At 68.8% G+C, this 13,261-nt stretch carries 12 protein-coding genes; 5 read left to right on the top strand and 7 right to left on the bottom strand.

Annotated features, from left to right (window positions below):
* From ACFSXZ_RS39315 to ACFSXZ_RS39300, 4 genes are all read right to left on the bottom strand, one after another.
* Positions 1-282, bottom strand: a 282-nt coding sequence (locus ACFSXZ_RS39315; RefSeq protein ID WP_378271442.1) for a hypothetical protein, incomplete at its 3' end; no start/stop codon positions are given.
* Positions 283-380: 98 nt separating this feature from the next.
* Positions 381-1,121, bottom strand: a complete 741-nt coding sequence (locus ACFSXZ_RS39310; protein WP_378271440.1) for an MSCRAMM family protein — start codon at positions 1,119-1,121, stop codon at positions 381-383.
* Entirely contained in the window at positions 1,118-3,328 is a 2,211-nt protein-coding gene (locus ACFSXZ_RS39305) for an MFS transporter (protein WP_378271451.1), read from the bottom strand. The genes ACFSXZ_RS39310 and ACFSXZ_RS39305 overlap by 4 nt, the downstream gene beginning before the upstream one ends.
* A 262-nt stretch (positions 3,329-3,590) precedes the next feature.
* Positions 3,591-4,028: a MarR family winged helix-turn-helix transcriptional regulator gene (locus ACFSXZ_RS39300; protein ID WP_378271439.1), complete on the bottom strand. Its 438-nt coding sequence runs from the start codon at positions 4,026-4,028 to the stop codon at positions 3,591-3,593.
* Between the two features lie 147 nt (positions 4,029-4,175).
* On the opposite strand from ACFSXZ_RS39300, the gene ACFSXZ_RS39295 reads away from it, so the two are divergent.
* The 4 genes from ACFSXZ_RS39295 to ACFSXZ_RS39280 are packed head-to-tail and all read left to right on the top strand — an operon-like array spanning position 4,176 to position 7,999.
* The gene (locus ACFSXZ_RS39295) at positions 4,176-5,093 is read left to right on the top strand and encodes an SDR family NAD(P)-dependent oxidoreductase (RefSeq protein WP_378271449.1); all 918 of its coding nucleotides are present in this window, start codon (positions 4,176-4,178) and stop codon (positions 5,091-5,093) included.
* 1 nt (position 5,094) lies between these two features.
* On the top strand, positions 5,095-5,964 hold the full coding sequence (locus ACFSXZ_RS39290; RefSeq protein WP_378271438.1) for an amidohydrolase family protein: 870 nt from the start codon (positions 5,095-5,097) through the stop codon (positions 5,962-5,964).
* The gene (locus tag ACFSXZ_RS39285) at positions 5,961-6,416 is read left to right on the top strand and encodes a MaoC family dehydratase (RefSeq protein WP_378271437.1); all 456 of its coding nucleotides are present in this window, start codon (positions 5,961-5,963) and stop codon (positions 6,414-6,416) included. Before ACFSXZ_RS39290 ends, ACFSXZ_RS39285 begins: the two co-directional genes overlap by 4 nt.
* A 26-nt stretch (positions 6,417-6,442) precedes the next feature.
* Positions 6,443-7,999: an AMP-binding protein gene (locus ACFSXZ_RS39280; protein ID WP_378271436.1), complete on the top strand. Its 1,557-nt coding sequence runs from the start codon at positions 6,443-6,445 to the stop codon at positions 7,997-7,999.
* 3 nt (positions 8,000-8,002) lie between these two features.
* Here the strand turns inward: ACFSXZ_RS39280 and ACFSXZ_RS39275 are convergent, their stop codons facing one another.
* A complete protein-coding gene (locus ACFSXZ_RS39275) occupies positions 8,003-10,324 on the bottom strand; it encodes an ATP-binding protein (RefSeq protein ID WP_378271434.1) in 2,322 nt (773 codons plus the stop codon).
* A 457-nt stretch (positions 10,325-10,781) separates the two neighbouring features.
* Positions 10,782-11,777 (bottom strand): chitinase, encoded by a 996-nt coding sequence (locus ACFSXZ_RS39270; RefSeq protein ID WP_378271432.1) that lies wholly within the window; start codon positions 11,775-11,777, stop codon positions 10,782-10,784.
* A gap of 304 nt (positions 11,778-12,081) precedes the next feature.
* Here ACFSXZ_RS39270 and ACFSXZ_RS39265 point away from each other — a divergent pair, with 304 nt between their 5' ends.
* A complete protein-coding gene (locus tag ACFSXZ_RS39265) occupies positions 12,082-13,032 on the top strand; it encodes a PDR/VanB family oxidoreductase (protein WP_378271431.1) in 951 nt (316 codons plus the stop codon).
* On the opposite strand, the gene ACFSXZ_RS39260 is transcribed toward ACFSXZ_RS39265, so the two are convergent.
* Complete coding sequence (locus ACFSXZ_RS39260) at positions 13,029-13,235, bottom strand: FmdB family zinc ribbon protein (protein WP_378271429.1); 207 nt, start codon at positions 13,233-13,235, stop codon at positions 13,029-13,031. The genes ACFSXZ_RS39265 and ACFSXZ_RS39260 overlap by 4 nt on opposite strands.
* Positions 13,236-13,261 lie beyond the last annotated feature (26 nt).

Genomic DNA, 13,261 nt, shown 5'->3' with positions numbered 1-13,261 from the left:
CAACGCCACATTCGCACACACCGCCGCCAACGTGTCATCAACCGGAACCGGCAAACCACCCACCGAAAGCCGGACCGTTTCCGGCGCGGGCTCACCCTCGATCACCAAGGGGTGCCGGGATGCCTGCGGGTCGTCCTGAAGCCGGAACCAGCGGTCCAGCCAGGCTCGCGAGCGGTCGATGAGCCGTTGAGTTCGCGTGACCATGCAGTCCCCGGTTTCGTCACTCGTGCCCGCGCGGACGGTGTCGTCATGCAAGCAGACCCCGCGATTGGTGTCCACCACCTGGGTGATTTTGTTGCTCCGCCCGGTGGGAACATGCACGAAATCGGTAAGCGCTTTCTTTCTCAGCGCCTGTTGAGGACCGCGCCCGCCCGGCTCCCTCAGCCGAGGCGGATGTCGTGGAGCGTCCGCTCACCGCTCAGATGCACGGCTTCACGCACCGGGGCGTAGCTCGTGACGACCACGGTGTAGGTACCGGCGTCGAGGTCGTGGAAGGCGTAGCGGCCCCGCTCGTCGACGCCGCCGGTGCGCACCACGTGCCCGAACTCGTCCAGCAGGGTCACCGAAACCTCCGGCCGCGGCTGCGGCAACCGCACCGACCCGGCGATCACCGCGCCGTCCGCCAGTTCCACATCCTGGTGCGTGGCCACGGAATCGCTCACGTTCACCGTCAGCGCGGCGGGCCGGTACGAGCGCGCGTTCACGGCGAGGGTGTACGTCCCCGGCGCCAGCGAAGAGAACTCGTACTCGCCGCCGCTGCGGGAGATCCGGGAGTCGAACACCTCACCGCGAAGGTCGGTGAGCGTCACCACGGCGTCGGCGATCGGCACACCGGTCTGTTCGGCCCGGACCACCCCGCTCAGGCCACTCGCGCCGTGCAGCGTGAGGTCGAGGTGGACGGCCGAGGAGACGACGTTCACCGTCGCCGCTTCGGGCCGGTGCGCGGGCGCCGAAGCGATCAGCACGTACCCACCGGCGCGAGGCGCCCACAGAATGAACGCGCCCGTGCGGTCGGTGGCGTTGCGTGCGGTCTGGAGGCCATTGGAGTCGACGAGGGTGACCGCGGCACCGGGCACCGCATCGCCCTCGTGACCGGTCACCCGCCCGGAGACCTCGATCATGGCCGCGCATCCTCTCGTTCGTCTGGGGAGAAATCCAGGTCCACTGTCGCCGACTCGCCCTGCCCGAGTTCGACCTGGCGCACGGCCGGTTCGAAAAGCTTGGTTACCACGGTGTAGTCGCCCGGCGCCAGTCCGGAGATCTCGTAACCGCCATCCGGTCCCGAAACCACCTGCCCCACGACCTGTCCGGCCTGGTCGTTCACGGTCACGGTGGCGCCGGGCAGCCCGTCGCCGCCGGGCCCGGTGACCGTGCCGTGCAGGGCCACGGTCACCGGCGTTCCGCCGGCGAGCGCGAAGTCGTGCACCACGCTGAATCCGTTGACCGTCACCGAAGCCGCCTCCGGGTGGAAGCCCGGTGAGGTGATGATCAGCGTGTAGGTGCCGGGCCGCAAGTCGGCGACGGCGTACCCCGCGTCCGCGTCCGCGACCGCCCGCGCGACCTGCCTGCCGTCCGGTCCGGTCACCGTGACCACGCCCGCCACGCGACGGCCGTCGGTGGCGCGCAGCCTGCCGGTGATCCGGCCCGGCTCGTCGCCTCCGGCCACGTCCACCAGTTCGCCGGAAGCCGCCGCGAGTTCCGATCCGGGCGACTCGTGCGGTTCTCCGGCCACCACCGGCTTGGGCTTGCCGACCAGCCAGGACGCCACGGCCGCGATCAGGCAGACGACGATCGCGAACCAGAACGCCGCGGACAGCCCGTCGGAGAACGGTGCGGAAATCAGCTGGGGGAAGAAGCTGCGGCCGGTCAGGAACCCCGCCTGGTCAGGCGGCAACTGCCCGATGACCCCGCCGAGGAGCTGCTGGATCGGGTTGTAGCCGAGGAACGCGGCGAAGAGCACGCCAACCGGTGGGAGCGCGGCGATCCGGGACGCGTCCGCGGCGGGCACCCCGTGGGCGGTGAGGCCCTGTGCCATCGCCGAGGGCAGGTGGCCGGCCAGCCCGACGATCATCAGGCTGAAGAAGAAACCGATGGACAGCACCATCGCGGAGTTCTGGAAGGTGGCGGTCATTCCCGCGCCGGCGCCCCGGGCGCCCGGCGGCAGGCTGTTCATGATGTCGGCGCGGTTGGGCGACACGAAAAGTCCCATGCCGAGGCCGTTGAGCAGCAGGATCGCGGCGAACGACCAGTAGGAGAAGTCCACCGGGAGCATGCTCAGCAGCAGGAAGGTCACCGCGGTGACGAGCATGCCGCCCGCCGCCAGCGCCCGCCCGCCGATCCGGTCGGAGAGGATGCCCGAGGTCGGCGCGGAGATGAGGAACCCGACGGTCATCGGCAGCATGTAGATGCCTGCCCACAGCGGGGTCTGCTCGAAGCTGAAACCGTGCTGGGGCAACCAGATTCCCTGCAGCCAGATGATCAGTACGAACTGCAGGCCACCACGGCCGAGCGAAGCGAGCAGGTTCGCGATGTTGCCCAGGGTGAACGCGCGGATCCGGAACAGCCCGAGGTGAAACAGCGGGTTGGCCACCTTCGTCTCGATGATCGCGAACGCCAGCAGGACCACGACACCGCCGATGAGGCAGGACAACACGGTCGGGCTCGTCCAGCCCATCGTGTGGCCGCCGTAGGGCTGGAGTCCGTAGGTGATCCCGACCAGCACCGCGATCAGGCCGATCGCGAAGGTGATGTTGCCCCACCAGTCCATCTTGGCGCGCTGCCGCTGGCCGGTTTCCCGCAGTTTGAGGTAGGCCCAGATGGTGCCGAAGACCCCGAAGGGCACCGACACCAGGAACACCAGCCGCCATTCGACCGGGCCGAGCAGCCCGCCGATGACCAGGCCGAGGAACGACCCGGCGATCGCGGCGACGCCGTTGATGCCCAGCGCGGTGCCGCGCTGGTGGACCGGGAAGGCGTCGGTGAGGATCGCGCTCGAGTTGGCCATCAAAAACGCCCCGCCGACGCCCTGGACCACCCGCCAGCCGATCATCCACAGGGCCCCGCCGGAGCCGTCCATCCAGGTGACCGCCAGCAGCACGGAGGAGACCGAGAACACCGCGAAACCCAGGTTGTACATCCGCACCCGGCCGTACATGTCGCCGAGCCTGCCGAACCCGACCACCAGGACCGCGGTCACCACGAGGAAGCCCATGATCATCCACAGCAGGTAGCTGGTGTTCGCGGGCTCGAGCGGGTTGACGTGGATGCCCCGGAAGATGTCCGGCAGCGCGATCAGCACGATCGACGAGTTGATGGTGGCGACCAGCATCCCGAGCGTGGTGTTGGACAGCGCGATCCACTTGTAGCCCGGACCCGGGTCTCCGGTCCGCGACGCGTGCCTGCCCCGCCGTCCGGACGGCACCGGTTCCGCCAGAGCGGTCCCCGTCTCAGGTTGTACGGACTCCACGTCCATCACTCCCACCACACACATCAGGACACGTCACCGTTGACCGGACGAACAATTTAGTTGACCTATGCTAACTTGTTTGCCAGTCGCCACGCACTGTGACTCACCTGATAGGACCAGGGGGTTACCGGGTGATACGCCGCAGGAGGTCGACCAGCGTCCCGCGCTCCTCCGGGGTGAGCGGAGCGAGAAGATCGTCCTCCATCCGGGCGGCCAGTTCGGTGGCCTGGGTGAACGCGTCGCGTCCGGCGTCGGTCAGCATGACCAGCCGGGTCCGCCGGTCCTCCGGATGCGGGTCACGGCGGACGAAGCCGGCGGCGGACAGGTCGTCGATCAGCGCGACCACCGCGCTCGGGTCGATGCCGAGCAGTTCGCCCAGCTCACGCTGGGAAAGGCCACCGCGTTCGGACACGGCCATGAGCACCGTGTAATGCCTGCTGCGCAGCCGGTAGGGCTCCAGCGCCCGGTTGAGGCTTCGGATGGCCTTGCCTCCGGCGCGGGCCAGCAGGAAACCGGCATCGCTGGTCAGCGTCGGGCGCTCGGAGGTGCCTGGCTTGCCCATCACCCCATTGTGCCAGTAGACCGCCGGATGTAACCGCCTGACGTCCGGAAAGGCGACGCACGGGTGTCTTCCCGGACAAATGGTTGACAACATGAATCATTGATGGCTACACCTATCCGGCAGGACGCGGACGGTGAGCGGAGGAGTATGGACCTGACCGGGAAGGTCGCGATCGTGACCGGGAGCGGGCGTGGGCTCGGCCTGGCCTACGCAAAGGAGCTGGCGTCCTCGGGCGCCAAGGTCGTGGTCAACGACGTGGACGAGGCGACGGCCGAGGCGGCCGTCGGAGAGATCACCGCGGCGGGCGGCACCGCCGTCGCCGAGGTCGCCGCGGTCGGGGGAACCGAAGCCGCGGAGGCGCTCGTCGCCCGCGCGGTCAAGGAGTTCGGCAGGCTGGACGTGCTGGTCACCAACGCCGGCGTGCTGCGGGACAAGGTGCTGTGGAAGATGTCCGACGAGGACTTCGACACCGTGATCGACGTCCACCTCCGGGGCACCTTCACCTGCGCCCGCGCCGCCGCGCGGCGGATGCGCGAGCAGGGCGAGGGTGGCCGCCTGATCCTGGTCGGCTCGCCGGCCGGGCAGCGGGGCAGCTTCGGCCAGACCAACTACTCGGCGGCCAAGGCGGGCATCGTCGGCTTCGCCCGCACCTGGGCGATGGAACTGGGCCGCGCGAACATCACGGTGAACGCGATCGTCCCGGTCGCCGCGACCGCGATGACCGAGACCATGCCGGTGCTCAAGCCCTACTTCGACGCGCTGCGGGCCGGTGAACCCATGCCGCCGTTCGCACGCCGCGCACTGGGGTTCGGCGGTCCCGAGGACGCCGCGGGACTGGTGTCCTTCCTCGCGTCCGACGCCAGTTCCGGCGTCACCGGGCAGGCGATCGGCATCGGCGGTGACCGGCTGTCGCTGTGGTCGCATCCGCAGCAGGTGGCACTTGCCTACGCTGACGGCGGCTGGAGCGCGGACGCGATCGCCGAGGCGTGGGCGAGCACCGTCGGCGCACAGGCGCAGACCGTCGGCGAGTCGCTGCCCGAACCCCCAGCCCCCCAAGGAGGATGACGTGGACCCGGCCAAGCTCGACGCGATCGACGTCCACGTCCATGTGGAGGCCGACGAACACGGTCATCTTTCGTTGCCCCCGGAATTCATCGAGGCCTCCTCGGCCTACTTCAAGGCGGACAAAGAACGCCCGACGGTGGACCAGATCGCCGAGTACTACCGGGAACGCCGGATCGGCGCGGTGGTGTTCTCCGTCGACGTCGAGTCCTCCACCGGACATCCCGCGCTGTCCAACGAGGAGATCGCGCAAGCCGCAGCGAAGCATTCCGACGTGCTGATCCCGTTCGCCAGCATCGACCCGCACAAGGGCGAGGCGGGCGCGCGGGAGCTGGCGCGCCTGGCCGTCGGACACGGTGTGCGCGGGATCAAGTTCCACCCCAGCCTCCAGAACTTCGCGCCCAACGACCGCAGCGCCTATCCGCTGCTGGAGGTGGCACAGGAGCACGGGCTGGTCGCGTTGTTCCACACCGGGCAGACCGGGATCGGCGCGAACATGCCGGGCGGCGGGGGAGTGCGGCTCGCGCTGTCGAACCCGATCCTGCTCGACGACGTGGCCGTGGACTTCCCGGATCTGACGATCATCATGGCCCACCCGTCGTTCCCGTGGCAGGACGAGGCGCTGGCGGTGGCCACGCACAAGCCGAACGTCCACATCGACCTGTCGGGCTGGTCGCCGAAGTACTTCCCGCCCCAGCTGGTCCGATATGCCAATTCGCTGCTGCAGGACAAGGTCCTGTTCGGCTCGGACTACCCGGTGATCACGCCCGACCGCTGGCTGGCCGACTTCGCGAAGCTGGATCTCAAGCCCGAGGTGCGGCCGAAGATCCTCAAGGACAACGCCGTGCGCGTGCTCAAGCTGGGAGAACAATGACGATGAAGGTGACCTTCGACGAACTGAAGACGATGTCCGGCAAGGATCTCGGGTTCGGTGACTGGTTCGGCGTGGATCAGGAGCGGATCAACGCCTTCGCCGACGCCACCGGTGACCATCAGTGGATCCACGTGGACACCGAGAAGGCCAAGAGCGGGCCGTTCGGCGGCACGATCGCGCACGGCTATCTCACCCTGTCGTTGCTCATTCCTTTGTGGACGGACCTGCTGGATGTCGACGGCGTGGCCACGAAGGTCAACTACGGGCTCAACAAGGTGCGTTTCCCCGCGCCGGTGCCCGCGGGATCGCGCCTGAGGCTCGGCGGTCGCCTCGGCGACGTGGCCGAAATCGAGGGCAACGGTGTGCAGTTCACCGCGGATCTCGTGGTGGAGATCGAAAACGGCGCCAAGCCCGCCTGCGTGGCCCAGCCGGTTTTCCGGTTCTACGCTTGACCTCTCCCGTCCCCAGGAGCCCCGGCATGATCTATCGCAGCCCGTTGCCCGACATCGAGATCCCGGACGTCACGCTGACCGAGCTCGTGCTCGGGACCGCGCGAGAGTCCGGGGACAAGATCGCGCTCGTCGACGGGACGACCGGGGACAGCCTGACCTACGCGGAGCTGGTCGAGGCGGCGGAGGCCGGGGCCGCGGGGCTGCACCGGGCGGGGGTACGGCCGGGTGACGTCGTCGCGTTGATGAGCCACAACCAGCCGGCCTACGCCATCGCGCTGCACGCGGTGATCGCGGCGGGCGCGACGGTGACGCCGATCAACCCCGTGCTGACACATCGCGAAGTGACCGGGCAGCTCACCGCGGCGGGCGCGAAGGTGCTCATCGCGGCGAACACGGTGGCGGACAAGGCGGTCGAGGTCGCGGCGGCCGCGGGCGTGACGCGGGTGTTCCTGCTGGGCGGTGACGACGTGTCCGGCGCTCCTTCCTTCGAGACCTTGCTCGCCGAAGGCGGCCCCGCGCCGGATCCGGACCTCGACCCGGCCACCGCCGTCGCCGTCCTGCCGTTCTCCAGCGGCACCACCGGAACCTCGAAGGGCGTGCGGCTCACCCATCGCAACCTGGTGGCGAATCTCCTGCAGACCCGGGCTGGGTGGCCGATCGGGCCCGACGACGTGCAGGCCGCCGTGCTGCCCTTCTTCCATATCTACGGGTTCACCATCATCCTCAACTCCGGACTGCTCGGCGGCGCCACGGTGGTCACGCTGCCGCGGTTCGAGGTCGGCGGCTATCTCGCCGCGCTGGCCCGGTACCGGGTGACCCGGGCCTATTTCGCGCCGCCGATGCTGCTCGCGCTGGCCCGCGCGCCGGAGATCGACGAACTCGACCTGTCGTCCCTGCGGTACGTGCTCTGCGGTGCGGCGCCGATGGACGTCGAGGTCACCGAGCGCCTGGAGAAGCGGCTGGGTTGCCTCATCCGCCAGGGTTACGGCATGACCGAGGCGAGCCCGGGCACCCACCAGGTCTTCGACGCCGAATTCCCGGCCACCCCGACGGGTTCGGTGGGCAGGCTGTCGCCGAACACCGAAGCGCGCCTGGTGCGGCCCGGCACCGATACCGACGTGCCACCCGGGGAACCGGGCGAGTTGCTCATCCGCGGGCCGCAGGTGATGGCGGGCTACCTCGGCAACCCTCGGGCCACCGCCGAGACGATCACCGACGGCTGGCTGCACACCGGCGACATGGTGCGAGTGGACGACGACGGCCTGTTCTGGGTCGTCGACCGGATCAAGGAACTGATCAAGTACAAGGGGTACCAGGTCGCGCCGGCCGAACTGGAATCGGTGCTGCTGACCCACCCCGCGGTCACCGACGCCGCGGTGGTCGGCGTACCGCACGCCGAGGGCGGCGAGGCGCCGAGGGCCTACGTGGTCACCACCGGTCCGGTGGACGAGGGCGAGCTGATGATGTTCGTCGCGGAGCGGGTCGCGCCCTACAAGAAGGTGCGCGAAGTCCGCTTCGTCGACGAGATCCCCAAGTCGCCCACCGGAAAGATCCTGCGCCGGGTTCTGCGGGACGGCGCTTGACCCCTAGAAGCGCGGGCCCGCGGACGTGCTCGCCGCGTTCCATGCGGCGATCTGCGCGCGGGAAGTGAAGCCGAGCTTGGCCAGGATGTGCTCGACGTGGCCTTCCACGGTGCGAGGGGAGACCACCAGCGACTCGGCGATCTTACGGTTGCTCATGCCCTGCGTGACCAGTTCGGCGACCTGCCGTTCGCGCGGGGTCAGGACCCGGTCGGTGTCTTCGGGAGAATGGTCGTGGGAACCTTCGCCCAGCGCGTAGGAAATGGCTTCGGAACGGTACATCCGCGTGCCTTCGGCGAAGGCGCTTTGGAACGCTTCGGTGCGAAGCGCCCGCAGCGTGGTCCACTGGCAGTGCGAGTGCCGTTGCGCCAGTTGCGGACCGAACGCCGAGATGGAGGTGCCGAGGGTCTGGAAGAGCGCGTGGACCGCGCCGAGCAACCGCGCCGCGCGCCGGTATTCGCCGGCGTCGGTGGCCATCCAGGCGAGCAGTTCGATCATCATCGCGGCGCCGGAATGATCGTTGAAGCCGCGCTGGATCATCAGCGCTTCACGGACCCAGTCGCCGGCCGAGCCTGCGTCACCGCGCACCCACGCTTCGAAGGCCACCGACCACAGCGCGTACGACCGGACAGAGCGCTCGCCCAGCCGCTCGGCCAGCGCGATCGCCTCCTTGCCCGCGTCGAAGCCGTCGTCCAAGGGATCGCTCGCCCGGATCATGTTGAGCTGGAACAATGTCAGGAGGATGCCGTCCTGTTCGGTGGTGGCCGAGAGCAGAGCGAGCGACCGTTCGAAATCCCGCGTCGCTTCGTCGCGGTTTCCGCGGAAAAAGGCCAGCGAGCCCCGCAACGAGGTCATGCGGCCGAGCGTGGCCGGTTCGGAGGCGAGGGTTTCGCATTCGTCCAGCCGGGCCTCCACGACATCGTGGTCGCCTTGAAGGAGCGTGGCCCACGCCGCGACCCACAACGCCTTCGCCCGCAACTCGGGCTCCACAGTGGACGTCGGGGGCAGTGCGAGCATCCGGTCGAGCCAGCGCCTTCCCTCGCTGAGGAAACCATCGGCGCACCAGTGGTATCGCAGCGCGGCGACCATTGCCAGGCCCTCACGCCTGCTGCCCGGGTCGGACGCGCACCATTCCAGTGCCGCACGCAGATTGCCGTGGTCGGCCCGTAACCGGGCGAGCCCGGCTTCCTGCCCGGGGCCGTTCCAGTGGTCCGCGATGTCTTCGCTCAGCGCGAGGAAGAAGTCGCGGTGACGGCGGCGCAGCGTGGTCTCCTCGCCGGATCCGGCGAGTTTTTCGGCGCCGTACTGGCGAATGGTCTCCAGGAGCCGGTAGCGCGGCCCGCTCTCACTCGAGGTGACCAGGAGGATCGACTGGGCCACGAGCCGGTCGATCAGATCGAGCACGTCCTCACGGGGCAGGTCTTCGCCCGCGCACACGCCTTCCGCGGCCGCGAGGTCGAACTCCCCGGCGAACACGGACAAGCGGCTCCACAGCAGGCGCTCGGCCGGCGAGCACAGGTCGTAGCTCCAGTCGATGAGGGCGCGCAACGTGCGCTGGCGGGGGACTGCCGCGCGGCTGCCCCCGGTGAGCAGGCCGAACCGGTCATCGAGGCGCTCGATGATCTGCTCGACGGGCAGGGAGCGCACGCGCGTGGCGGCGAGTTCGATGGCCAGCGGCAGGCCGTCGAGTCGCGCGCAGAGCCGGGCCACCGTGTGCCGCTTGCCGTCCGAGAGTTCCAGGTCCGGCTGGATCGCCGCCGCCCGGTCGAAGAACAGCGCGGGTGCGTCGTAGGTGTCGACGACGTCCTCGCTCTCACGCGGGTCGGGCACCGAAAGCGGTGGGACGGTAAAGATGCGCTCGCCGGTGATGGCCAGGGTCTGCCGGCTGGTGGCGAGGATCCTCAGTCCCTCGCAACAGCGCAGCAGATGATCCGCCAGCACGGCACAGGCATGCACCAGGTGCTCGCAGTTGTCGAGCACCAGCAGCGTCCGCCGGTCGGCCAGGAACTCGGTGAGCTGGTCCGGGGCCGACTTGGTGGACTGGTCGGGGATACCGAGCGTGTTCGCCACGGTCCGGGCGACCAGTGCCGAGTCGTTGACGGTCGCCAGGTCGACCAGCCACACTCCGTCAGCGAAGGCCTTGCGGGACTCGTAGGCGGCCTCGATGGCAAGGCGGGTCTTGCCGACACCGCCGACCCCGGTCAATGTCACGAGGCGAGAAGTCGACAGACTCTTGCGGATGTCGGAGATTTCCTTCTTCCTGCCGATGAAGGACGTCACCGACGCCGGAAGGTTTCCCGCCGGGCGTGTCGTTGCTCGTTCACTCATCAGGCCGTCCAGCATAGCCGCGTTGACCTGATTTAGTGAGAACTATTCGGTGAAGGACGTCACTGAATGTGTCGGGGAGGAGGGATGGATATCCCGGCTTTTCGCCGCGTCTTCGCGGTGTGACGGTCGGAGTTTCCGCAGACACGGGTAACCGTGAATCGCTGAGCCGATGGCGCGACGAAGGGGTGGTTTACCAGTGTATTACCCACGCTTGAGCTTCCGGACGTGATCTTTGTGACTCTTTGTGACCGACAGATGCCAGGCCGCCCAGGGCTTGCCAGGGCGGTCCCAGCGGGGTTCGCGAGGCTCCTGACAGAGCCCGGAAACCCACTGGAACCGTCCGCGAAACACAAAAGAAACGCACCGATTCGCCACCTTCCGGTTACCGGCGCGTAACACGATCGCCGGCTGCCGGGGTCAAGGGAGCCCCGTCGCCGTTGTCCGCGAGCGCGGCCGCTTATCGGGTGGTGTTGGCGAACTGGACGGTGAAGCGGGTGAAGTCCCAGTCGTTCTGCGGGACGTTGCTGCACACTCCGTTATCGGTGGACGATCCACAGGCGCGGTCACGGTTCACTGACCAGAAGGTGAACCGTGACAACCCGTGACCGGTGGCGTAGCTCAGCACGGTCTGGAAATCGGACTGCGTGAAGTACTCACCCGCGTCGGACTTCCCGTTCATGCCCGAGAAGCCCTCGTGGGCGTAGGCGGTGGCGCTGTCCCAGTCGAGATGGCTCATCAGGAGGGCGTGGAACTGCTCCAGTGCGTCGGTCTGGCTCGACGCGCCGGAGAATCCGCCGTCGAAGGGCATGATCGAGTAGTCGTCCGGGGTGAATCCGAGGTTCCTGGCCTTGTCCAGCAGTTGCGTGCCGAACCAGCCGGTGCCGGCCTGGGTGCCCGGCATGGTCACCGAGACGAACAGCCCGGGATTGTCGCGCTGGAGGATCTGCGCGGCGCCGAGTTCGTTGTTGATCGCGGCGTCGTTTTCGTATTCCGGCTCCTCCAGATCGAAGTCGATCGCGCGCAGTCCGTAGGTGTCGATCACCTGCTGGTAGGCGGCCGCCGTCGAACCCGGGTCCGCGCAGGTCTGCCCGAGCTTCGTGCCGCCGTAACCGCCGACGGACACCGAAACATCGCCCCCGGCGTCGCGGATCCTTCCGATCGTCGCCGCGGCCGTGGTGTCCGACGCCACGGGCGAGGTCCCGTCCCAGGTGGGCGTGCAACCGCCGCCGGACGGGGCGAGGATGAACGCGAGTTGGAACGCCTTCTGCCCGGTCGCCGACATCACCGCGACCGGATCGGGCGGGTTGTTGCTCTCGGGCATGAGGTAGGGCGCCGCGGCGTACCAGTTCGCGCCGAGCGGCGAGAGTTCGTGCGCCGCCGCTTCGGGCGGGACGGCGAGGGCCGCGACGACGGTGGCCGCCGCGGCGATGATGGTGGTCCGGATCGGATGCACTTCTCCTCCAGGCGGGAGCAGGGAAAACCGCCGTTTCACAGAATGGACTGGACCAATGTCACGATTCAAGACATGGACCAGACCAATTGGGGCGATCGTCGCCGGTCACCGGGCGTGTGCGCCCGGCTCCGACCGGTGCCGCCGGCGAGCGGAGGTGCGGGCCACATCACTTTCGTTCAGCGAAAACGGTCATGGTGCGCCGGGCCGGCACCGGGGAAAGTCGGAGCGGCAGCGATGCCGGCGGGGTCACCAGGGGTTTTGACGCCGTGCCGCCCCGTCCCCGACCAGCATTGGCAGGTGTCTCATGACCGCCCCGGCCCGCGTGGACAGCGATCTCGAACTCGACGTCGTCCTGCTGCGCAAGGAAACCCTCGCCGAGGGCGTGGTCCGGCTGACCCTGGGTCGCCCCGGCGGCGAGCCGCTGCCCGAGTGGCGGCCCGGCGCGCACGTGGACCTCCTGCTCGGCCCCGGGCTGGAGCGCCAGTACTCACTGTGCGGTGACCCGGGCGACCGGTCGGCGCTGCAGGTGGCGGTGCTGCGGGAGCCGGAGAGCCGGGGCGGTTCCCGGTTCGTGCACGAGGAACTCGCCGACGGCACCCGTCTGGCGATCCGCGGGCCACGCAATCATTTCGCGCTCGTCGACGCGCCGCGCTACCTCTTCATCGCGGGCGGCATCGGGATCACGCCGATCCTGCCGATGCTCGCCGAGGTGGACGCGCGCGGCGCGGACTGGCGCCTGGTCTACGGCGGTCGCACGCGGGCGTCGATGGCGTTCGCGGAGGAGTTGTCGAGCCGTTTCCCGGACCGGGTGAGCGTGCGGCCGCAGGACGAAACCGGCCTGCTCGACCTGGACGGCCTGCTCTCCGGCGAAGCCGGGGACACGGCGGTCTACTGCTGCGGCCCGGAGCCGTTGCTGCTCGCGGTCGAGGCGCGGCGGCCGGGCGTGCGCGTGGAACGCTTCGCCCCCAAGGAAATCACCGGGGTGGACCTCGCGTTCGAGGTCGAACTCGCGCAGTCGGGCATGACCCTGGCCGTTCCGCCGGGCAAGTCCATTCTCGAAGTGGTCGAAGACGCGGGCATCCCGGCCCTCTCCTCCTGCCAGGAGGGCACCTGCGGGACCTGTGAGACACCCGTGCTCGAGGGCCTGGTCGACCATCGCGATTCGATCCTCACCGACGAGGAACAGGCCGAGAACGACACCATGATGATCTGTGTCTCGCGGGCTCGCGGGGCCAAGCTCGTCCTGGACCTCTAACTTCCGCAGCCGCAGGCGCCTCCGCAGCAGCCACCGGCCGGAGCCGCGGCCGAGGACGAGGAGGTGAGGGACACCGTGGTGAGCAGCTTGACGGTGTCGGCGTGTCCTTCCGGGCACGAGGCGGGGGCACCGGATTCGCTCATCGGACGCTTCACTTCGAAGGTCCGCGTGCAGTCACGGCACCGGTAGGCGTAGGTCGGCATGACCGCATTTTCGCAGGCGGGCACCC

The organism is Amycolatopsis pigmentata, from assembly GCF_042684065.1.
GTDB classification, from domain to species: Bacteria; Actinomycetota; Actinomycetes; order Mycobacteriales; family Pseudonocardiaceae; genus Amycolatopsis_E; species Amycolatopsis_E pigmentata.
This window is presented reverse-complemented; position numbering and strand designations above follow the sequence as displayed.